The following is a 21,831-nucleotide window of genomic DNA, read 5'->3' on the forward strand; positions in this document are numbered from 1 at the left end:
GCCGCGCTACACGCGCATCAGCCCTGCCACGCCGTAACCGAGCACGACGAGTGCGGCGACTACATGGCTCGCGGCGAGCCACCCCGGCGATTTCACGAAGCGCCCGATCGCGCTGCCGCCGAACGCGAACACGAGTTGCCCGGCGAGGCTGCCCGCAAACACGCACGCGGCGCCGAACAACCAGTGGCGGTGCGCACCGGCGGCAGCCGTCGCATAACCATAGAACAACAGGATGGTCAGCGGGTTCGCGAGCGTGACGACGAACATCGACATGAACGGGCGAGCGCCCGACGGCGGCGCTCCGTCGCCGTCGAGCGTGCGGCGTCGGGCGCGCAGCGCCTCCCACAGCATCCGCGCGCCCATCGCGAGCAACACGAGCGCACCGACCATACGGAACAGCGCCAGATGCGACGCAAGCGTGCCCGTGAGCATCGCACCGATCGTGAACGCAACGACCGCATAGCAGCCATCGGCGGCGGCTACCCCGATCGCCGCACGCACGCCGGTCGCCGTGCCGGCGCGCATGCCGTAGTTCGCGATCATCAGCGCGACGGGCCCGACCGACAGCGCGATCGTCAGCCCGAACAGGAAGTCGCTCATCGGTCGTCTAAAGCATCAATTCAATACCGTCGATGGAGGACATCGATTCCAGCGACGTCGAAACGATTCAGTGCGTGAATCCGAACTCAGGCGACATCGACGCGCGCGGGCCCGTCCACCATCTCGCCGATCACCGCCGCGCGGTCGAAACCGTCGGCACGGAAGCACGCGAGCACGTCGTCGACCGCGTCCGGCGCGCATGCGACCAGCAGCCCGCCCGACGTCTGCGGATCGGTCAGCAGCGCCTGCGCGACGGGCGGCAGCCCGTCGGCGAGCCGCACGTCGGCGCCGTATGCGGCCCAGTTGCGACCCGACGCGCCGGTAAACACCCCGTCGGCAACGAACGTCTCGACACCCGCAAGCCACGGCAGCGATGCATAGTGCACGCGCGCGGTGAGCTGCGCGCCGCGCGCCAGTTCGAGCGTATGGCCGAGCAGCCCGAAGCCCGTGACGTCGGTCAGCGCATGCACGCCCGGCAGCGCGGCAAGCTCGGCGCCCGGCCGGTTCAGCTTGGTGGTGGTCGCGACCATTTGCGCGTAACCGTCGGCATCGAGCTGGTTCTTCTTCAACGCGGCCGACAGCACGCCGACGCCGAGCGGCTTGCCGAGCACGAGCACGTCGCCCGCGCACGCGGCCGCGTTGCGCTTCACGCGCGACGGATGCACGACGCCGATCGCCGCGAGCCCGTAGATCGGCTCGACCGAATCGATCGAATGGCCGCCCGCGACCGGAATGCCGGCATCCGCGCACACCGATTCGCCGCCGCGCAGCACGGCGGCGATCGTCTCGTGCGGCAGCACGTTGATCGGCATGCCGACCAGCGCCAGGGCGAGGATCGGCTTGCCGCCCATCGCGTAGACGTCGGACAGCGCATTGGTCGCCGCGATGCGGCCGAAGTCGAACGGATCGTCGACGATCGGCATGAAGAAATCGGTGGTCGCGACGATCGCCTGCTCGTCGTTGAGCCGGTAGACGGCCGCGTCGTCGGAGGTTTCGGTGCCGACCAGCAGGTCAGGGAACAGCGCGGGCGGCGTCGCGCGCTTGAGCAGCTCGGACAGCACGCCCGGCGCGATCTTGCAGCCGCAGCCGCCCCCGTGCGACAGGCTCGTGAGGCGCGGAACGGCAGGCTGGGCTTGAGTGGCTTCGGTCATCGTCGGCATCCGGTGAATACGGTGAATAACAACGCTCCATTATCGACAATTCCGCGCGAGCGCGCCCGATACCCACATAATGGACGGCCCTTGCCGGCTCCCGCCCTTGTTCGCTTCCTCATTGATCGATGGATCACGTCTTCGTCGCCCTCGTGCTGTGCTCGGCTCTGCTGCACGCGATCTGGAACGCGTTCCTCCACGTCAGCGAAGATCGGCTGGCGCAACTCGGCACGATGTCGCTGCCGTATCTCGCGTTCGGCGTCGCCGGCGCCGTGCTGCTGCCCGCGCCGGCGCCCGCCGCATGGCCGTACGTCGCCGCGTCCGCGATGCTCGAGGTCGCGTACTGCTTCACGCTCGCGCGCGCATACCGCAGCGGCGAGTTCGGGCATATCTATCCGATCGCGCGCGGGATGTCGCCGCTGCTGGTGTCGGTGCTCGCGTTCGCCGTGCTGCACGAACGACCGACGCCGCTCGGCTTCGCGGGCATCGCGCTCGTATCGTTCGGGATCATGTCGCTCGCGCTGCGGCGCGGCTTCAGGTTCTCCGGGGAAGGCGTGCCGTACGCGCTGCTCACGGGCGTGTTCATCGCCGCGTATTCGCTCTGCGACGGTATCGGCTCGCGCGTATCCGGCAGCGCGCTCGGCTACATCGCATGGGTGTACCTGATGTGGAGCGTGCCGCAGCTCGTGCTCGTCTGCGCATGGCGCGGCGGCCCGCGCGCGGTGCTCGGCTCGCGCACCGCCGTCGCGCAGGGCGCGATCGCCGGCACGATCTCGCTCGCCGCGTACGGGATCGTGATCCTCGCGTACCGGCACCTGCCGGTCGCGACCGTGTCGGCGCTGCGCGAAACGAGCTCGATCTTCGCGGTCGCGATCGGCTGGTTCGTGATGCGCGAGCGCCCCGGCGCACAGCGGCTCGCCGCGTGTGCGCTGGTGGTTGCGGGCGCGGCGTTGATCCGGCTGTAGCGCCCGCACCGGGCCCTTGGCCGGTGCCGGCCTTCATGACCGCTTCCGCGGGATGCCCGCTCCGCGCGGCCGCGGGTTGCAACGTGCCCCCGCTCTTGCCCGACGGGAAGAGGCATGAACCGGTTGGCGATTCCCATTCAACGGCGCGAAAGCAGGCGGGCTGGCCGCGCGCGAAAAACACGCGCCTCGTTGCGGAGCGTATCGAGCTTCGACCGGTCTTCGACGGAATCGCAACGAGTCGATATCGCCGCGCTCGCACGTCACGCCGCCGCAACCGCCCCGCCGAACGCCCGCTCGTCGATCGCCTCGGCCAGCGTCGCGAACGCCGTCGCGATCTCGTCCTCCGGCACGCACGCATAGCCGAGCAGCAAGCCCGACGCCGCGCGCTCGCGGTGCGCGTAGTAGCCGGACAACGGCCGCACGACGATGTTGCGTTCGAGCGCGGCCTGCGCGACGGCCCGATCGTCGACACCGTCCGGCAGCCGCGTGACGAGATGCAGCCCCGCGTCGCTGCCGAGCGCGTGCAGCGTATCGCCGTAGCGGCGCGCGACCGCGTCGAGCAGCACCTCGCGGCGTTGTCCGTACAGCGTGCGCATCTTGCGGATATGCGACACGAAGTGCCCTTCCGCGATGAACTCGGCGAGCACGGCCTGCTGCAGCAACTGGCCTTCGCGATACAGCTCGGCGCTCGCGGTCGCGAAACTCTCCGCGAGCGGCTCCGGCGCGACCAGATAGCCGACCCGCAGCCCCGGGAACAGCGTCTTGCCGAAACTCCCGACGTAGATCACCTGCCCGGCCGTGTCCAGCCCCTGCAGCGACGCGAGCGGCCGGCTGCCGTAGCGGAATTCGCTGTCGTAGTCGTCCTCGATGATCCAGCAGCCGTGCTGGCGCGCGTATTCGAGCAACATCCGGCGGCGCGCGAGGCTCATCACCATCCCGAGCGGATACTGATGCGACGGCGTGACGAGCATCAGCTTCGGCGGCGCGGCGAGATCGGCCGCCGACGGCGCGATGCCTTCGTCGTCGACCGGAATCGGCCGCGTGGTGAGCCCCGACACGTTCAGCACGCTGCGCACGCCCCAGTAGCACGGATCCTCGGTCCAGATCGCGTCGCCCGGGTCGGTCAGCAACCGCACCGCGAGGTCGATCGACTGATGGATGCCGGTCGTGATCACGATCTGCTCGGGCGTGCACCGCACCGAACGCGACGTGCGCAGGTAGTCGGCCAGCGCTTCGCGCAGCAGCGCGAGGCCGCCGCCGGGCGCATAGGTCAGCAGGTCCGGGCGCAAGCGCCGCCAGTACTTGTTGTGCAGCCGCGTCCACACGCGCGCCGGAAATCGCGACACATCGGGCACGCCCGGCATGAACGCGCCGCCCTGACGCTTCGACACGCCGGCGCCTTCGACGAGCCGCGTGCCGCGCGCGGACAGGCGCCGCACGGACGGCGTCGCGACGGCCGGCCCGGCCGCCGCGTCGGGCGGCGCGCCGACGATCTCGTCCGGCGCGCTGTCGGCGACGAACGTGCCGCGGCCGGTCGCCGAGTGCACATAGCCTTCGAGCGCAAGCTGTTCGTAGACCTGCGTGACCGTGTTGCGCGCGATCCCGAGCTCGGCGGCCAGCAGCCGCGACGACGGCACGCGCGTGCCGGCCGGCAGTTCGCGCGACAGGATCGCCTGTTGCAGCAGCCGGTGAAGCTGCCGGTAGATCGGCTGTTCGCCGCCACGCACGAGGCGCTGCGCCAGCCAGTCCGACAACACGCTCGCGCGCATGATTGGCTCCTGAATATTTATTGAAATGGCTCTGATTGCCGGAGCCAAATGTGATTATAGTCGCGTCCATGGGCTGCCGAGGCGCCCGATTTTCTACCTATCGGACCGAACATCAAGGAGATGACCGTGAAGAATGCCGACCTGCAGGCCCGCAAGAACGCCGCCACCCCGCGCGGCGTCGGCGTGATGTGCGATTTCTACGCAGCCCGCGCCGAGAACGCGGAGCTGTGGGATGTCGAAGGCCGCCGCTTCATCGATTTCGCCGCCGGCATCGCGGTGCTGAACACGGGCCACCGCCACCCGAAGATCGTCAAGGCGATCGCGGATCAGTTGAACAACTTCACGCACACCGCTTACCAGATCGTCCCGTACGCGTCGTACGTCGAGCTGGCGGAAAAGATCAACGCACGCGCGCCGGGCGACTTCCCGAAGAAGACGGCGTTCTTCACGACCGGCGCCGAAGCCGTCGAAAACGCGATCAAGATCGCGCGCGCGGCGACCGGCCGCCCGGGCGTCATCGCATTCTCGGGCGGCTTCCACGGCCGCACGATGATGGGCATGGCGCTGACCGGCAAGGTCGCGCCGTACAAGCTGAACTTCGGCCCGTTCCCGGGCGACGTGTTCCACGCCCCGTACCCGAACGCGCTGCACGGCGTGACGACGGCCGACTCGATCAAGGCGATCGAGATGCTGTTCAAGGCCGACATCGATCCGAAGCGCGTCGCCGCGATCATCTTCGAACCGGTCCAGGGCGAAGGCGGCTTCAACCCGGCGCCGGCCGAGTTCGTGCGCGCGCTGCGCAAGATCTGTAACGAACACGGCATCCTGCTGATCGCCGACGAAGTACAGACCGGCTTCGCGCGCACCGGCAAGCTGTTCGCGATGCAACACTACGACGTGCTGGCCGACCTGATCACGATGGCGAAGAGCCTTGCCGGCGGCATGCCGCTGTCGGGCGTCGTCGGCCGGGCGGACGTGATGGACGCGGCCGCGCCCGGCGGCCTCGGCGGCACCTACGCCGGCAACCCGCTGGCCGTCGCGTCGGCGCACGCGGTGCTCGAGATCATCGACGAAGAGAAGCTGTGCGAGCGCGCGACGCAGCTCGGCGACGTGCTGAAGGCGAAGCTGAACGCGCTGCAGGCGGACGTGCCGCAGATCGCCGACGTGCGCGGCCCGGGCGCGATGATCGCGGTCGAATTCCTGAAGCCGGGTTCGGGCGAGCCGGATGCCGAGTTCACGAAGCGCGTGCAGGCGCGTGCGCTCGAACGCGGGCTGCTGCTGCTCGTGTGCGGCGTGTACTCGAACGTCGTGCGCTTCCTGTTCCCGCTGACGATCCCGCAAGCCGTGTTCGACGAAGCGCTCGCGATCCTCGAGGAAGTGCTGAAGGAAACGGTCGGCGTGCCGGCCTGAGTGCCCGTCCCCGACTGAATGCGCCGCCGCCGTCGTGAAGACGGCGGCGGTCGTTTGCATCCGTCCTTTTCGAAGCAGGTGATTCATATGAGCACTGTTCAGGAAACCCTGGCACTGAAAGATCCGTCGCTGTTCCGCCAGCAGGCGTACGTCAACGGCGAATGGCAACCCGCCACGAACGGCGAGACGTTCGAGGTCCGCAACCCGGCGACGGGCGGCCTGCTCGGCACCGTGCCGGCGATGGGCGCGGCGGAAACGCGTCACGCGATCGACGCCGCGAATGCCGCATGGCCGGCGTGGCGCAAGAAGACCGCGAAGGAACGCGCGGTCATCCTGCGCAAGTGGCACGACCTGATGATGGAGAACGCCGACGACCTCGCGCTGATCCTCACCACCGAGCAGGGCAAGTCGCTGGCCGAAGCAAAGGGCGAGATCGGCTACGCGGCGTCGTTCCTCGAGTGGTTCGCGGAAGAAGGCAAGCGCGTGTACGGCGACACGATCCCGACGCCGGCGAGCGACAAGCGCATCGTCGTGACGAAGGAAGCGATCGGCGTGTGCGCGGCGATCACGCCGTGGAACTTTCCGGCGGCGATGATCACCCGCAAGGTCGGCCCGGCGCTCGCGGCAGGCTGCCCGATCGTCGTGAAGCCGGCCGAGGCGACGCCGTTCTCCGCGCTTGCGATGGCCGTGCTGGCCGAGCGTGCGGGCGTGCCGGCCGGCGTGTTCAGCGTCGTCACGGGCGACCCGAAGGCGATCGGCGGCGAACTGACGTCGAACCCGATCGTGCGCAAGCTGTCGTTCACGGGCTCGACGCCGGTCGGCCGCCTGTTGATGGCGCAGTGCGCGGCGACGGTCAAGAAAGTGTCGCTGGAGCTCGGCGGCAACGCGCCGTTCATCGTGTTCGACGACGCCGATCTCGATGCGGCCGTGCAGGGCGCGATCGCGTCGAAGTACCGCAACAGCGGCCAGACGTGCGTGTGCACGAACCGCTTCTACGTGCATGAAGCCGTGTACGACCAGTTCGCGCAGAAGCTCGCGGCGGCCGTCGGCCAGTTGAAGGTCGGCCGCGGCACGGAGCCTGGCGTCACGCAAGGCCCGCTGATCAACGAAGCAGCCGTGCTGAAGGTCGAGGCGCATATCGAGGACGCGCTCGCGAAGGGCGCGACCGTCGTGACGGGCGGCAAGCGCCACGCGCTCGGCCACGGCTTCTTCGAGCCGACGGTGCTGACCGGCGTCACGCCGGCGATGAAGGTCGCGAAGGAAGAGACGTTCGGGCCGCTCGCGCCGCTGTTCAAGTTCGGCAGCGACGACGAAGTGATCCGCCTCGCGAACGACACCGAGTTCGGCCTCGCCGCATACTTCTACAGCCGCGACATCGGCCGCGTGTGGAAGGTCGCCGAAGCGCTCGAATACGGGATGGTCGGCGTGAACACGGGCCTCATCTCGAACGAAGTCGCGCCGTTCGGCGGCGTGAAGCAGTCGGGCCTCGGTCGCGAAGGCTCGCACTACGGCATCGACGACTACGTCGTGATCAAGTACCTCTGCCTGGCCGTCTGACGGTTCGGGGCCTGGCGCGCGAGCGGCAGGCCCTGGCCGCCCGGCCGGAACCGGGCGGTCGCGACGCGGGCCGGTATCCCTCTCCGCCGTGCCCGCGTCACCTGCCTTCTCCGCGATCAGCGGAATACGTTCACCGCCTCCACCAGCCGCGTCGCCTGCTGCTTCAGGCTTTCCGACGCCGCCGTGCTCTGCTCGACGAGCGCCGCGTTCTGCTGCGTGATGTTGTCCAGATGCACGACCGCCTGGTCGACCTGGGCGACGCCCGTGCTCTGTTCGGCCGTCGACGAGCTGATCTCCGCGATCAGATCGGACACGCGCTTCACCTGCGTGACGATGTCCTCCATCGTCTTGCCCGCGCCATCGACGATCCGCGCGCCCGACTCGACACGCTCGACGCTCGCGCCGATCAGCGTCTTGATCTCCTTCGCCGCGTTCGCGCTGCGCTGCGCGAGCGCGCGTACCTCGCCGGCCACCACCGCGAAGCCGCGCCCCTGATCACCCGCACGCGCGGCCTCGACCGCCGCATTCAGCGCGAGGATGTTGGTCTGGAACGCGATGCCGTCGATCACGCCGATGATGTCGGCAATCTTGCGCGAACTCTCGGTGATGTCGTTCATCGTCGCGACGACCTCGCTCACCGCCTGCCCGCCGCGCCCGGCTGCCTCGCTCGCGGAAACGGACAGCTGATTCGCCTGCAGCGCCGTCTCCGCATTGCTCGACACGGTCGCCGTCATCTCGGCCATCGATGCAGCCGTCTGCTGCACGCTCGTCGAAGCCTGCTCGGTGCGCGCGCTGAGGTCGTTGTTGCCTTGCGCGATCTCGTTGCTCGCGCGCTGCACGTTCAGCACCTGTTCGCTGACGTCGTCGACGAGCCAGCGGAACATCAGCCCGAGCTGGTTGATCGTGCGCAGCGTCATGCCGATCTCGTCGACGCGATTCATCCGCACGCCGTTGCGGCTCTCGCCGGTCGCCACGCGCAACGCCTCGTCGCGCAACTGCCGAAGCGGCCGCACGATCTGCGCGTCGAGCCACAGCCCGGCCGCCGCCGTCACGCCGATCGCCGCACCGGCGAACGCCGCGAACGCGCCGCCGCTCAACCCGGCCGCCCAGCCGGTGCCGACGACCGCAGGCACCAGCACACACAGCGTCGACACCAGCCGCGCCCGCACCGACATCGTCTGGAACACCGACGCGACGCGCAGCGCGCCGGTGCGCAAGATCAACCCCTTGTGGAACCGGCGGCTGCCGGCCTTGCCTTCGCGGAAATCGCGATACAGCGCCTCGGCAGCCGAGATCTCGTCGCGCGTCGCCTTCGTGCGCACCGACATGTAGCCCTTCGGCTGCCCGTTGCGCATCACCGGAATCGCGTTCGCGCGCACCCAGTAATGGTCGCCGTTCTTGCGGCGGTTCTTCACGAGCGCGGTCCACGGCTCGCCGCCCTTGAGCGTCGCCCACATGTCGGCGAACGCCTCCTTCGGCATGTCCGGATGCCGCACCACGTTGTGCGGCTGGCCTTCGATCTCCTCGGGAGAAAAGCCGCTGACCTGGATGAATGCCGCGTTCGCGTAAGTGATGTGGCTGTCGACATCGGTCGTCGACATCAGCGTCGCATCATCGGCAAATTCGAATTCGCGTTGCGTGACGGGCTGGTTGTTGCGCATGGTGTGGAGCTCCGGGTGGCGGATCTTGCGTCCGTTCGTCGATTGATTCGAGACCCCGCGCATCGCGATCGATTCGCATGCGTGTGAGTCGGGCTCCTGCACTTTCGGCACATTCGGCGAAAACATTATGCCGTATTCGGGTAAATATGCATTAGATATGCATCAACTTGTTTTTACCGAATGATTTGTTTATGGATAAAACGAAGTGCGTTGCCGGGCAACGATCTGGACGCGATTCGCCCGGCCAATGGATGCCGCGATTTCGGCTCGATTCATTCGCCCCCTCCTGAAATCGGGGAGACGAATATTTCACGTTCGACGTCATTCCATTGAATTCGCCAATCCGAATAAGCACGGTGCGCGACATCCGGCATCGTCGATCGATTCCGCACGCCGCACGCCCTTTCGCGCGATCATCTGAACACGTTCACCGCATCCACGAGGCGCGTCGCCTGCTGCTTCAGGCTTTCCGACGCCGCCGTGCTCTGTTCGACGAGCGCCGCGTTCTGCTGCGTGATGTTGTCCAGATGCACGACCGCCTGGTCGACCTGCGCGACACCGGTGCTTTGCTCGGCCGTCGACGAGCTGATCTCCGCGATCAGATCGGACACGCGCTTCACCTGCGTGACGATGTCCTCCATCGTCCGGCCTGCCTCGTCCACGCGCCGCGCGCCCGACTCGACGCGCTCGACGCTCGCGCCGATCAGCGTCTTGATCTCCTTCGCCGCGTTCGCGCTGCGCTGCGCGAGCGCGCGCACCTCGCCGGCCACCACCGCGAAACCACGACCCTGTTCGCCCGCGCGCGCGGCCTCGACCGCCGCATTCAGCGCGAGGATGTTGGTCTGGAACGCGATGCCGTCGATCACGCCGATGATGTCGGCAATCTTGCGCGAGCTCTCGGTGATCTCGCTCATCGTCGCGACGACCTCGCTCACCGCCTGCCCGCCCCGCCCGGCTGCCTCGCTCGCGGAAACGGACAACTGGTTCGCCTGCAGCGCCGTCTCCGCGTTGCTCGACACGGTGGCCGTCATTTCGGCCATCGACGCGGCGGTCTGCTGCACGCTGGACGCGGCCTGCTCGGTGCGCGCGCTGAGGTCGTTGTTGCCTTGCGCGATCTCGTTGCTCGCGCGTTGCACGTTGTGTACCTGCTCGCTGACGTCGTCGACGAGCCAGCGGAACATCAGGCCGAGCTGGTTGATCGTGCGCAGCGTCATGCCGATCTCGTCGACGCGATTCATCCGCACGCCGCGCCGGCTCTCACCGGTCGCGACGTTCAGCGCCTGCTCGTGCAGCCGCTTCAGCGGTTGCACGATCTGCGCATCGAGCCACCAGCCGGCGGCGGCCGCCACGCCGACCGTCACACCGGCAAACGCCGCGAGCCCATTGCCGCCCAGCCCGCAGGCCCAGCCCGCGCCGACGACCGCCGGCGCCAGCACGCACCATGTCGAATGAACGCGCGCACGCACCGACATCGTCTGCGGCAGCGATGCGATTCGCAGCAGCCCGGTGCGGATGACGAGCCCCTTGTGGAACCGGCGCTGGCCGGTCTTGCCTTCGCGAAACGCGCGATACAGCGCGTCCGCGGCCCGGGTCTCGTCGTGCGGCGCCTTCGTGCGCACCGACATGTAGCCTTGCGGCGCGCCGTTGCGCATCACCGGAATCGCGTTCGCACGCACCCAGTAATGGTCGCCGTTCTTGCGGCGGTTCTTCACGAGCGCGGTCCACGGTTCGCCGCGCCCGAGCGTCTCCCACATGTCGGCGAACGCCTCCTTCGGCATGTCCGGGTGCCGCACCACGTTGTGCGGCTGGCCGACGAGTTCCTCGTTCGAGAACCCGCTCACCTGCGCGAACGTCGTGTTCGCGTAGGTGATGACGCTGTCGGCATCGGTCGTCGACATCAGTGTGACGTCGTCGGGAAAATCGAATTCCTGTTGAGTAATGGGCTGGTTGTTGCGCATGCAAGGCTCCGAAAGGCGGCTCTGTCGTCCGCGCCGCGCTGAAATCGCGCTCAGTAGCCGAAAAACGGTTGATCGCTTTACGACACTCTCGTCCTTTGTCGGCAATGCACCGGGAAACCTTAATCCTGTCGCGCATCCTGCATGCAATTCGGCCATTACCATGATTTCGATCAAATATTCCGGCGATAATCGCGGCACGTGTTTATCGACTTGTCACAACGCGCCACCCGACGTGCCGATGTCGGCATCCGTTGCGCGCGGCGAAACGATTTGAATTATCCTGCTCCATTCCACCGGAATTCGAATTCGATGAAAAAGGCATTGCACGAACTGAATCGGTTGTCCTGGAATAAGGCGACGGTTGCGCATAACAGCCATAAAGGCGATCAGGCTGCATTTTTCCGCAATGGCGGCTCGACGCTGTTTCCGGAAGAACGCGAACTGCTCGGCGATCTGGCGGGTCTGCGGCTCTTGCACCTGCAATGCAACGCGGGGCAGGACACGCTGAGCCTCGTGCGCGCAGGCGCGGACGCAACCGGCATCGACATCTCCGACGAGGCGATCGACTTCGCGCGGCGACTGTCGGCCGACTCGGGCCTGCCGGCGCGGTTCGAGCGCGCCGACGTACTCGACTGGATGCCCGAAGCCGCCGCGCGCGGCGAGCGCTTCGATCGCGTGTTCACGTCGTACGGCGCGATCTACTGGCTGTCTGACCTGACCGCATGGGCGCACGGGATCGCCTCGCTGCTCGCGCCGGGCGGCCGCTTCGCGATGGTCGAGTTCCATCCGTTCTCGCTGTATTTCGACGAACACTGGCAGCCGCACTACGACTACTTCAAGGACGACGCGACCGAGGAGCCCGCAGGCGTCGGCGATTACGTCGCGGTGTCCGGCACGGGGCTCGGCACGCAGCACGACCACCCGGGCATCGTCGATTTCGCGAACCCGCATCCGAGCTACGAGTTCATGTGGGGCATCGGCGAGGTAGCGAATGCACTGATATCGGCCGGTCTCGCGATCGATCGCCTGACCGAATATCCATACGCGAACGGCTGGAAGGGCTTCGACGGCATGCGCGAGTTGGACGGCCGCCGGATGGTGCCGCCCGAAGGCATGCCGCGCCTGCCGTTGATGTACGCGATCGCCGCGCACCGGGTGGCCGCATGACCGGCCGCACCGCCGCCGCGCGCGACGCGCTGTCGGCCCGCCTGCTGGCCCGCGACGACGTGCCGCTCGTGTGGACCATCGACCGGCGTGAAATCATCGAACACCTGTACGTGCTGCGCGACGGCGCGCTGCATCTCGTGCCCGAGTTCTACGACGTGGCCGGCTGGCCCGACGGCGAAGCCGATCACTACACGCCGATCCTGCTCGACTGTCACGACCGCGGCGGCTGGTTTCTCGGCCGGTTCGACGGCACGCGGCTCGTCGCGGCCGTCGTCGTCGACAGCCGGCCGCTCGGCCCGCGGCGCGACATGCTGCAGTTGAAGTTCCTGCACGTGAGCCGCGATTGGCGCGGTTGCGGGCTCGGCGAACAGCTCTATCGCGCGGCGCGGGCGCAGGCACGCACGATGGGCGCCGAGCGTCTGTACGTGTCGGCCACGCCGTCGCAGCGCACGATCGACTTCTACCTGCGGCTCGGCTTCACGGTCAGCGCGGCGCCCGATCCCGAACTTTACGCACTCGAGCCCGAAGACATTCACCTCGAAGGGCCGACGGCGTGACCGCGCGGCATGCGGATGAAGCGTGGAATTTTGCGCTCCGCCACTGCCGTCATCAGTTACCGTCAGCACGTCACGGAGCGCGACATTGAACGACGACCCGCCACCGCCCGCCACGCCGAAGATCCTCGTCAGCATGTGCGTGGTCGGCCATCCGGTCCGTTACAACGGCTCGGCGAAGACCGCCGCGCACGAGGCGCTCGAACGGTGGCAACGCGAAGGGCGTCTCGTGGCCGTCTGCCCGGAACTGGCGGGCGGCCTCGGCGTGCCGCGTCCGCCCGCCGAGATCGCCGGCGGCGCATCGGGGCAGCAGGTGCTGTCGGGTCGCGCACGCATCGTCGACGTGGGCGGCACCGACGTGACGGCCCCGTTCGTGGCCGGCGCTCAGACCGCGCTGGCCCTCGCGCAGGCACACGGCTGCCGCTTCGCGATCCTCGCCGACGGCAGTCCCTCGTGCGGCAGCACGTTCATTTACGACGGAAGTTTCGAGAGCCGGCGGCACGCGGGTGCCGGCGTCACGGCGGCGCTGCTGCGCGCGCATGGCATCGAGGTGTTCGCGGACACCGAGATCGACGCGCTCGACGCACGCCTCAGGCAACTGTCGCCGGCCGGTTAACGACGATGGGCGGCACGAGACACCTCGTGCCGCCCATCGTGGCGGAAACGGCGCGGCGATCAAGCGGCGCGTATCCGGCCGCTTCCCCCCCATCTCGCCGGTCAGACGCGTTCGATCGCGATCGCGATGCCCTGGCCGACGCCGATGCACATCGTGCACAGCGCAAAGCGGCCGTTCGTGCGATGCAACTGGTACATCGCGGTCGTCACGAGACGCGCACCCGATGCGCCGAGCGGATGACCGAGCGCGATCGCACCGCCGTTCGGGTTCACGCGCGGATCGTCGTCGGCGACGCCGAGCATGCGCAGCACCGCGAGACCTTGCGACGCGAACGCTTCGTTCAGCTCGATCACGTCGAACTGGTCGATCGTCATCCCGAGCCGCGCGAGCAGCTTCTGCGTGGCCGGCGCGGGGCCGATGCCCATCACGCGCGGCGCGACGCCGGCCGTCGCGATCCCCAGCACGCGGGCGCGCGGCGTCAGGCCGAAGCGCTTCGCGGTGGCCTCGTTCGCCAGCAGCAGCGCGGCGGCGCCGTCGTTCACGCCCGACGCGTTGCCGGCCGTGACCGAGCCGTCCGGGCGCACGACGCCCTTCAATTTCGCGAGCGCTTCGAGCGACGTTTCGCGCGGATGCTCATCACGCGACACGACCACCGGATCGCCCTTTTTCTGCGCAATCGTGACCGGCACGATTTCCTCGGCGAGCGTGCCGTCCTGCTGCGCCCGCGCGGCCTTCTGCTGGCTGCGCAGCGCGAACAGATCCTGATCCGCGCGGCTGATGTTGTAGTCGACCGCGACGTTCTCGGCTGTTTCCGGCATCGAATCGACGCCATACAACTGCTTCATCAGCGGATTGACGAAGCGCCAGCCGATCGTCGTATCGAAGATATCGGCCTGGCGCGCGAACGCGCTCGCGGCCTTGCCCATCACGAACGGCGCGCGCGTCATGCTCTCGACGCCGCCCGCCACCATCAGCGCGGCTTCGCCCGACTTGATCGCGCGCGCGGCCACGCCGACCGCATCCATTCCGGAGCCGCACAGGCGGTTGATCGTCGAACCGGGCACGCCTTCCGGCAGGCCCGCCAGCAGCGTCGACATGCGCGCGACGTTGCGGTTGTCCTCGCCGGCCTGGTTCGCGCAGCCGTAGATCACGTCGTCGATCGCCGTCCAGTCGACGTCGCGGTTGCGCTCGACGAGCGCCTTGAGCGGCACCGCGCCCAGATCGTCGGCGCGCACGCCGGACAGTGCACCGCCGTAACGCCCGATCGGCGTACGGATCGCATCACACAGAAAAGCTTCGGTCATCAGTGTCTCCGGTCCCGTGAAAGGCTGGGAAATGAACGGGGCGCCCCCTTGCATTGCCCGCCGGGATGCGCTTAAATGTTCTATATACGAACATAAGATCGTGTATCGAACGTTCAACGCATCATAGGGAGTGCAGGGACGACCTGTCAAGGGCGCGGTCCGCCGTGCGGTTGGCGTGTCGGGCCCCATGCGCTATCTTCTCGGCTGCACGACATTCCAGGCGCTCATGACAACCGACGATATTCAAACGAAACCCGGCGACTCCTACGTGCAGTCGTTCGCGCGCGGCCTCGCGGTGATCCGCGCATTCGACGCGGCGCGCCCGGAGCAGACGCTCACCGAGGTCGCGTCGGCCACCGGCCTCACGCGCGCAGGCGCGCGCCGGATCCTGCTCACGCTGCAGACGCTCGGCTACGTCGAGGCCGACGGCCGGCTGTTCCGGCTCACGCCGAAGATTCTCGAGCTCGGCTTCGCGTACCTGACGTCGATGCCGTTCTGGAATCTCGCCGATCCGGTGATGGAGCAGTTGTCCGCGCAAATCCACGAAAGCTGCTCGGCCGCGGTGCTCGACCGCACCGAGATCGTCTACGTGCTGCGCGTACCGACCCGCAAGATCATGACGATCAACCTGTCGATCGGCAGCCGGCTGCCCGCGTACTGCACGTCGATGGGCCGCGTGCTGCTGTCGGCGCTCGACGACGCGGCGCTCGACGAAACGCTCGCGCAAAGCGGCATCCGTGCGCATACGCCGCGCACGATCACCGACATCGGCGAACTCAAGGCGACGATCGCGCAGGTGCGCCAGCAAGGCTGGGCCGTGGTCGACCAGGAACTCGAGGTGGGCTTGATGTCGATCTCCGCGCCGATCCGCAACCGGCGCGGGCAGGTGATCGCCGCGATGAACATCAGCGGCAACGCGCAGCGGCATACCGCGAAGCAGATGGTGAAGGAGTTTCTCGGGCCGCTGCAGCAGGCCGCGCAGACGGTATCGGAGCTGGTCGCACGGCGCGGGTAAGCGGTCACTTCGCGCGCCGGATCGGCAACATGGCCATTCGCGCATGGCGTGAAGCACGCGGATCGAGCCGATAGTGCGGATACCGCGGATAAAAAGACGGGCGGCATGCGCCGCCCGCTCAACTCTCTGACTCTGTTTGCAACGTCCTTCTCACGGAACACGGAGCGCGCTCCGCATCGCCAAATTTAGGGGTGCGGCAACGTCCGGTCAATTTGACGAGAACGAAATTGCACGGCGCCTCTCGGACGCCGTGCAGGCCCGGCACCGCTCACGCGCCCAGCAGCATCCCCGTTCGCACCGGCACCGTGCCGGTCACGCGGCCGAGCGGCGCGCCGGCCGTCACGAAACGGATCGCGCGCCGCATGTAGAACACGCCATCGGTCGCGCTCGAGATCGTCGTGACCGCATCCGTCAGCGGATCGACGATGTCGAACAGCGGATCGCCCGCACGGATCGTCGCGCCGATCGCCGCACGGTGCACGAGGATCCCGCTCACCGGCGCGTAAAACTGCTCGCTGCCCGCAAGCGGCGTGGCCGGCGCGGCCAGCGGCGGCAGCGGTGCGCGTTCGCCGCGCACCGCGCCGCACCACACGAGATAGTCGACGAGCGCGTCGGCGTCGCGTTGCGCGTATTCGTACGTCACGTCGCGCTGGCCGCGGCACTCGACGGTCACGGCCACGGTGCCGGCCGCCATCGGCGTGCCGTCCGGCAAATGCGCGCGCAACCGCGACCACAGCAGGTGATGCGCATCGTCGAACGCATGGCCGCCCGAATCCTCGGCGAGCAGCGACACCTCCGCACCGAGATAACGCGCGAGCGGCTCGACGTCCGGCCACGCGGTCTCGCTCGTGTACACGTGCATCACCGCTTCGAGCGAGCAATGCAGGTCGATCACGACGTCGGCGTCGTGCGACAGCTTCAGCAGCGCAAGCTGCAGCGCATCGAATTCGGTGCGCGGCGCGATGTCGTCGAGCGCCGCGCCGACGCATTCGCGCACGATCGCGCGATTGCGCGCGCCGTCGTCGCCCAGCCGGTCGCGCGCGCGCGCGGCGATTTCCGCGAGCGGCAGAAAGCCGCGGTTGAAGTTGCGGCCGCTCGCGAGGTCGAAACGACCGATGAACTGCCCGAGCAGATGATGATTGAGGCCGACCGGGTTCGACACCGGCACCAGCACGATGTCGGCCGCGAGCCGGCCTGCGGCGTCGAGCTGCGCGAGACGCTGCTTCAGCACGACCGCCGCGAGCATCGCCGGCGTCTCGTCCGCGTGCAGCGCGGCCTGCAGGTAGATCTTGCGGCCGCTGTCGGCCGGCCCGAAATGAAAGCTCGTCAGCGTGCGCTGCGTGCCGATCGACGGCGACAGGAGCGGCGTGGTGCGAATCTGCATCGATGGTCTCGAACGGATGAAAACGGGGAATCGGGACAACGGGCCTGCACGGCGCTCAGTCGCCGTACGGGTTGAAATCGAAGTACTGCTTCGCGATCCGGTCGTACGTACCGTCCTTCAGCATCGCTGCGATCGCGCCGTCGATCGACGCCTTCAGCGCGGTATCCGACTGCCGCATGCCGATGCCGACGCCGCGATCGCCCATGTCGAGCGGCGCGCCGACGAACGCGAAGCCCTTGCCGCGCGGCTGGCGCAGGAACCCGTAGTCGGCTTCCACGGCGCCGAGCAGCGCCGCGTCGAGGCGGCCATTCACGAGATCGGCGAACACGTCGTCCTGGCTCTTGTACGGCACCACGCCGACACCGGCCGGCGCCCAGTGCGCGAGCGCCCACGATTCGAACTGCGTGCCCGACTGCACGCCGACGCGCTTGCCGGCCAGCGACGCCGCCGTGCCGTCGAGCCCGCTGCCGGGGCGCGCGACGAGCCGCGACTTGAAGCGGAACAGCTTCGACGAGAACAGGATCTGTTTCTCGCGCTTCGCGGTGATCGCCATCGACGACAGGATCGCGTCGATCTTGCGCGCCTGCAACGCGGGAATCATCCCGGAGAATTCGAGCTCGACCCACTGGCAGCGCAACTGCGCGCGGCGGCAGATCTCGTTGCCGAGATCGACGTCGAAGCCTTTCAGGCTGCCGTCGGGCGCTTTCGCATCCATCGGCGGATAGGTCGGGTCGATGCCGAGCCGCACCACGTGCGCGTCGAGCGCACACGCGGACGTGGTCGCCAGGCCAATGCACAGGGAAACGAGCGGGACGAGGAGACGTTTCATGGTCGACGATGGGCAGGTAGCGGGACGAACGGCATGCGCCGGACTGCCTGCGATCGTAGGGGCCGCCGGCTGCCGCCGGAACCATCGGCTGACTTATCATGATCGGTATTTCCGATCACCGGCCTCGCAGCTTCCCATGGCGTTCACGCTGTCCCAACTCCGCATCTTCCAGGCCGTCGTCGAGCACGGCAGCCTGCGCGCGGCCGCACGCGCGCTCAATCTCGCGCAAAGCGGCGTCTCGCAGCAACTGCAGGGCCTCGAGGCGACGCTCGGCGCGACGCTGTTCACGCGCACCAATCGCGGGATCGTGCCGACGGCCGTCGGCCAGCGGCTGCTCGCGCGCTCCGGTTCGATCCTCGGCGAATGCGACCAGGTCGAGCGGGAAATCCGTCAGTTGAGCGGCGCCTACGAAGGCACCGTCACGCTCGGCCTCGTGACCGAGCCGCTGATCGACGCGTTCGCGCCCGTGCTGACCGCGTTCCGCGCGCGCTTCGACAAGGTGGACGTGCACCTGCGCACCGGCACGTCGCGGATGATGATCGGCTGGCTGCGCGAAAGCGCGGTCGATTTCGCGATCGCGCTGGTCGCGAAGCAGACCGACACGACCGATCTCGCGGTCACGCCGTTGCGCACGTCGGCGCCGGTGGTCGTCTGCCGCAACGGGCACCCGGCGATGCATGCGCGATCGCTCGCCGAGCTGGCCGCCTACGGATGGGTGTCCACGCGCTCGCCGAACCTGAGCGCCGACCCGGTCGTCAACCGGCTGCTCGCGTACTTCGACGCACACGGCCAGCCGCCACCGAAGATTCTCGCGACTGTCGAAGGGATGTTCGAGACGCTGCAGATCGTCACGCAGACCGATTCCCTCGCGCTCGAAACCGAAGCGATCACGCGGCACGGGCCGTTCGCCGGCGCACTCGTGAAGGTGCCGGTGCGCGAACGGGCCGAAGCGCAGGACGTCTGCCTGCTGCAGCGCGCGGCCGTACCGCTGACGCCGGCCGCGCAGGAACTCGCGACGATGCTCGCGTCGTATCTGAGGGTGGTGCGCGGGCGGTAAGCGCGCACGGCCGCGCGCGCCACCCGCATCGCGCATCACGCGTCGAGCGTCAGTCCAGCGATTCGCGCGCGGTCTCGCGCAGCATCGCGACCGCGATCAGCGACAGCACCACGCATGCGGCCACGTAGCCCGCCGGCGCGAGCTTGCTGCCGGTCGTCTTCACGAGCCAGGTCGCGATCAGCTGCGCGGTGCCGCCGAAGATCGTCACCGCGAGCGCATACGCGATCGAGATGCCCGTCGCCCGCACGTGGCGCGGCAGCGACTCGCACATCAGCGCCATTTCCGATGCGGAGCCGAGCGAATAGAACAGCAGCATCAGCGCGGTCAGCGGCAAGATCACCGACAGCGTCGGATGATGGTTCATCAGCCAGAATGCCGGAAACAGCAGCGCGACCAGCACGCCGCGGCCGACGAAGATCGGCAGGCGCCGGCTGCCGAGCTTGTCCGACAGCCAGCCGAACAGCGGGCACGTGACCAGCATCACGCAGCCCGACGCGACCCCGACGAACATCGACAGCTTCATCGGCAGGCCGAGCGTGTGGATCGCGTAGGTCGGCATGTAGAACGTCAGGATGTAGGTCGACACCGTGCCGCCCATCACCGTGAGCATCAGCAGCAGCACCGTGCGCGCGTGCTTCGAGAACAGCTCGCGCAGCACGCCGCGCTCGATGCCGTGATGGCGGTCGCCGGGCGCGTCGTCCGCGAGCCGGCGACGCAAAAACATCCCGACCGGCGCAATCAGCACGCCGACGAGGAACGGCAGCCGCCAGCCCCAGCCTTCCAGTGCGTCCTTCGTCATCGTGTTCGACAGCAGCGCCGCGAACCCCGAGCCCATCAGCGCGGCGCCGCCTTGCGTCGCGAGCTGCCAGCTCGCGCGGAACGCGCGGCGCGACGTGCCGCCCTGTTCGAGCAGCGTCGACGTCGCCGCGCCGAATTCGCCGCCTTGCGAGAAGCCCTGCAGCAACCGCGCGAACACCACGAGCAGCGGCGCGGCCACGCCCACCTGCGCATAGGTCGGCGCGATCGCGATCAGGCCGGTGCCGAGCGCCATCAGCATGATCGTCAGGTTCAGCGCGGCCTTGCGCCCCTTGCGGTCGGCGTAGACGCCGAGCACGACGCTACCGAGCGGCCGCGTGAAGAAGCCGGCGGCGAACGTCGCGACCGACAGCAGCAGCGACGTGGTCGGGTCGCTCGACGGGAAGAACAGCTTGCCGATCAGCACCGCGAAGAAACCGTACACGGTGAAATCGAAGAATTCGAGCCAATTGCCGATCACGGCCGCGGCGATCGCGCCGCGCCGCGTGACGGCAGGCGCGCCGGGCGCGCCGGCTTCGGCGGCGCCCGGCGACGCGGGGTGCAGCGCGAGATGGTCTTTCTGCATCGCTCTCCTCTCCTCTGAATGCGGCCGGAAGCGCCGGCCGCGCGCCGCCGTTGCGATCACTGCCCGAGGTAACGCTCGACGAGGCGCGTCCAGAACGCCGCGCCGATCGGCAGATTGCGATCGTTGAAGTCGTATTTCGGGTTGTGCACCATGCAGCCGTCCTCGCCTTCGCCGTTGCCGAGCCGCACGAACGAGCCCGGCCGCTGCTGCAGCATGAACGCGAAATCCTCGCTGCCCATCAGCAGGTCGGCCTGCTCGACCACGTGCGCATCGCCGACGAGTTCGCGCGCGACCTGCGCGGCGAAATCCGTTTCGGCATCCGTATTGACGACGACCGGATAGCCTTCGATGTACTCGACGTTCGCGGTCGCGCCGTAGCTCGCGGCCTGCGTTTCGGCCAGCTCGATGATGCGGCGCTTGAGCAGCGCGCGCACGTCGGGGCTGAACGAACGCACGCTGAGTTCGAGGCGCGCGCCGTTCGGAATCACGTTGTTCGCGGTGCCCGCGTGCATCGAGCCGACCGTGACCACCGCCGGCTGCGACGGGTCGACGTTGCGCGCGACGATCGTCTGCAGCGCCATCACGATGCTCGCCGCGACGACCACCGGGTCGACGGTCAGATGCGGGCGCGCCGCGTGGCCGCCGACGCCTTCGATCGTGACGATCGCCTTGTCGCCGGCCGACATGAACGGGCCGCGTCGCGTGAGGAACACGCCGGGCGCCGCGCCCGGATGGTTGTGCATGCCGAACACGGCGTCGCACGGGAAACGCTCGAACAGGCCGTCGTCGATCATCTTCTTCGCGCCGCTGTCGACGCCATGCTCTTCCGCCGGCTGGAAATACAGGTGCACGGTGCCCGAGAAGTTGCGCGTCTTCGCGAGATGCTGTGCGGCGCCGAGCAGCATCGTCGTGTGGCCGTCGTGGCCGCACGCGTGCATCTTGCCGTGCGTGCCACTCGCATACGGCAAGCCGGTCGCCTCGACGATCGGCAACGCATCCATGTCGGCGCGAATGCCGATGCTGCGTGCGCCGTCGCCCACCCGCAGCGTGCCGACGACGCCGGTCTTGCCGACCCCGCGCGTCACCTGCCAGCCCCATTGCGCGAGCTTGTCCGCGACGAGCGCGGCCGTGTCGTGCTCTTCGTACGCGAGTTCGGGATGGTGATGGATGTGGTGACGGATCTCGCGCAGCCCGCCTGCGGCGGGCATCAGATCCTCGACTTCGGTGAATCGGGTAGCGGTGGTCATCAAGAGGCTCCTGCCGTTCGTCTGCGCACGCCGGGGATGCGTGCGGGAAAGCGAGCCACTATAGCGAGCCGATATCCGCGCAATAAGATGCGGAATTTTTCACCGCGATAAGGTTTATTAATCAGGGTTAATACGGGGCGTCGGTCCGGTGCGTGAACTTCGATTAGATGCGGGTACGACTTTCGATCAGATGTGGACGGGACCGC

General features: G+C 68.1%; 19 protein-coding genes. 9 read left to right on the top strand and 10 right to left on the bottom strand.

The genetic code is table 11. From position 1 onward, the window contains the following. Window positions 1-6 precede the first annotated feature (6 nt). Together WS54_RS11630 and selD are read right to left on the bottom strand one after the other, a co-directional pair. The gene (locus WS54_RS11630; protein ID WP_059780047.1) at window positions 7-600 is read right to left on the bottom strand and encodes a LysE family translocator; all 594 of its coding nucleotides are present in this window, start codon (window positions 598-600) and stop codon (window positions 7-9) included. A gap of 86 nt (window positions 601-686) precedes the next feature. Continuing rightward, on the bottom strand, window positions 687-1,751 hold the full coding sequence (gene selD, locus WS54_RS11635) for a selenide, water dikinase SelD (protein ID WP_082725020.1): 1,065 nt from the start codon (window positions 1,749-1,751) through the stop codon (window positions 687-689). 128 nt (window positions 1,752-1,879) lie between these two features. Between selD and WS54_RS11640 the strand changes: the two genes are divergently transcribed. After that, window positions 1,880-2,716, top strand: a complete 837-nt coding sequence (locus tag WS54_RS11640; protein WP_059780049.1) for a DMT family transporter — start codon at window positions 1,880-1,882, stop codon at window positions 2,714-2,716. 260 nt (window positions 2,717-2,976) lie between these two features. Here WS54_RS11640 and pdxR read toward each other — a convergent pair whose 3' ends face one another. Next, a complete protein-coding gene (pdxR, locus tag WS54_RS11645; RefSeq protein ID WP_059780050.1) occupies window positions 2,977-4,485 on the bottom strand; it encodes a MocR-like pyridoxine biosynthesis transcription factor PdxR in 1,509 nt (502 codons plus the stop codon). Window positions 4,486-4,611: 126 nt separating this feature from the next. Here pdxR and WS54_RS11650 point away from each other — a divergent pair, with 126 nt between their 5' ends. Continuing rightward, window positions 4,612-5,895, top strand: coding sequence for a 4-aminobutyrate--2-oxoglutarate transaminase (locus WS54_RS11650; protein WP_108041876.1), 1,284 nt, complete (start codon window positions 4,612-4,614; stop codon window positions 5,893-5,895). Window positions 5,896-5,982: 87 nt separating this feature from the next. Beyond that, window positions 5,983-7,452, top strand: a complete 1,470-nt coding sequence (gene gabD, locus WS54_RS11655) for an NADP-dependent succinate-semialdehyde dehydrogenase (protein ID WP_034206310.1) — start codon at window positions 5,983-5,985, stop codon at window positions 7,450-7,452. Window positions 7,453-7,568: 116 nt separating this feature from the next. On the opposite strand, the gene WS54_RS11660 is transcribed toward gabD, so the two are convergent. Both WS54_RS11660 and WS54_RS11665 read right to left on the bottom strand, forming a co-directional pair. Then, window positions 7,569-9,113: a methyl-accepting chemotaxis protein gene (locus tag WS54_RS11660; protein ID WP_059780214.1), complete on the bottom strand. Its 1,545-nt coding sequence runs from the start codon at window positions 9,111-9,113 to the stop codon at window positions 7,569-7,571. A 413-nt stretch (window positions 9,114-9,526) separates the two neighbouring features. Next, window positions 9,527-11,071: a methyl-accepting chemotaxis protein gene (locus tag WS54_RS11665; RefSeq protein ID WP_059780052.1), complete on the bottom strand. Its 1,545-nt coding sequence runs from the start codon at window positions 11,069-11,071 to the stop codon at window positions 9,527-9,529. On the opposite strand from WS54_RS11665, the gene WS54_RS33635 reads away from it, so the two are divergent. From WS54_RS33635 to WS54_RS11680, 4 genes are all read left to right on the top strand, one after another. Next, window positions 11,070-11,345 carry a hypothetical protein gene (locus WS54_RS33635; RefSeq protein ID WP_159086669.1) on the top strand — a complete coding sequence of 92 codons (276 nt, stop codon included), beginning with the start codon at window positions 11,070-11,072 and terminating at the stop codon, window positions 11,343-11,345. The genes WS54_RS11665 and WS54_RS33635 overlap by 2 nt on opposite strands. Before the next feature lie 35 nt (window positions 11,346-11,380). Continuing rightward, complete coding sequence (locus WS54_RS11670; protein WP_059780053.1) at window positions 11,381-12,238, top strand: class I SAM-dependent methyltransferase; 858 nt, start codon at window positions 11,381-11,383, stop codon at window positions 12,236-12,238. Then, window positions 12,235-12,795, top strand: coding sequence for a GNAT family N-acetyltransferase (locus tag WS54_RS11675; RefSeq protein ID WP_034206041.1), 561 nt, complete (start codon window positions 12,235-12,237; stop codon window positions 12,793-12,795). The genes WS54_RS11670 and WS54_RS11675 overlap by 4 nt, the downstream gene beginning before the upstream one ends. A 133-nt stretch (window positions 12,796-12,928) precedes the next feature. After that, the gene (locus WS54_RS11680; protein WP_442861314.1) at window positions 12,929-13,408 is read left to right on the top strand and encodes a DUF523 domain-containing protein; all 480 of its coding nucleotides are present in this window, start codon (window positions 12,929-12,931) and stop codon (window positions 13,406-13,408) included. Between the two features lie 101 nt (window positions 13,409-13,509). On the opposite strand, the gene pcaF is transcribed toward WS54_RS11680, so the two are convergent. Continuing rightward, window positions 13,510-14,712: a 3-oxoadipyl-CoA thiolase gene (pcaF, locus tag WS54_RS11685; protein ID WP_059780055.1), complete on the bottom strand. Its 1,203-nt coding sequence runs from the start codon at window positions 14,710-14,712 to the stop codon at window positions 13,510-13,512. 226 nt (window positions 14,713-14,938) lie between these two features. On the opposite strand from pcaF, the gene WS54_RS11690 reads away from it, so the two are divergent. Next, a complete protein-coding gene (locus WS54_RS11690; protein ID WP_059780215.1) occupies window positions 14,939-15,727 on the top strand; it encodes an IclR family transcriptional regulator in 789 nt (262 codons plus the stop codon). Between the two features lie 268 nt (window positions 15,728-15,995). Here the strand turns inward: WS54_RS11690 and WS54_RS11695 are convergent, their stop codons facing one another. Beyond that, the gene (locus WS54_RS11695; protein ID WP_059780056.1) at window positions 15,996-17,111 is read right to left on the bottom strand and encodes a succinylglutamate desuccinylase/aspartoacylase family protein; all 1,116 of its coding nucleotides are present in this window, start codon (window positions 17,109-17,111) and stop codon (window positions 15,996-15,998) included. Between the two features lie 55 nt (window positions 17,112-17,166). Continuing rightward, a complete protein-coding gene (locus tag WS54_RS11700) occupies window positions 17,167-17,940 on the bottom strand; it encodes a transporter substrate-binding domain-containing protein (RefSeq protein WP_059780057.1) in 774 nt (257 codons plus the stop codon). 136 nt (window positions 17,941-18,076) lie between these two features. Here WS54_RS11700 and WS54_RS11705 point away from each other — a divergent pair, with 136 nt between their 5' ends. Next, a complete protein-coding gene (locus WS54_RS11705) occupies window positions 18,077-18,997 on the top strand; it encodes a LysR family transcriptional regulator (protein WP_059780058.1) in 921 nt (306 codons plus the stop codon). Between the two features lie 49 nt (window positions 18,998-19,046). On the opposite strand, the gene WS54_RS11710 is transcribed toward WS54_RS11705, so the two are convergent. Both WS54_RS11710 and WS54_RS11715 read right to left on the bottom strand, forming a co-directional pair. Beyond that, entirely contained in the window at window positions 19,047-20,378 is a 1,332-nt protein-coding gene (locus WS54_RS11710) for an MFS transporter (RefSeq protein ID WP_034206035.1), read from the bottom strand. A gap of 56 nt (window positions 20,379-20,434) precedes the next feature. Beyond that, the gene (locus WS54_RS11715) at window positions 20,435-21,625 is read right to left on the bottom strand and encodes a M20 aminoacylase family protein (protein ID WP_059780059.1); all 1,191 of its coding nucleotides are present in this window, start codon (window positions 21,623-21,625) and stop codon (window positions 20,435-20,437) included. Window positions 21,626-21,831 lie beyond the last annotated feature (206 nt).

The organism is Burkholderia sp. NRF60-BP8 (assembly GCF_001522585.2).
GTDB lineage: Bacteria > Pseudomonadota > Gammaproteobacteria > Burkholderiales > Burkholderiaceae > Burkholderia.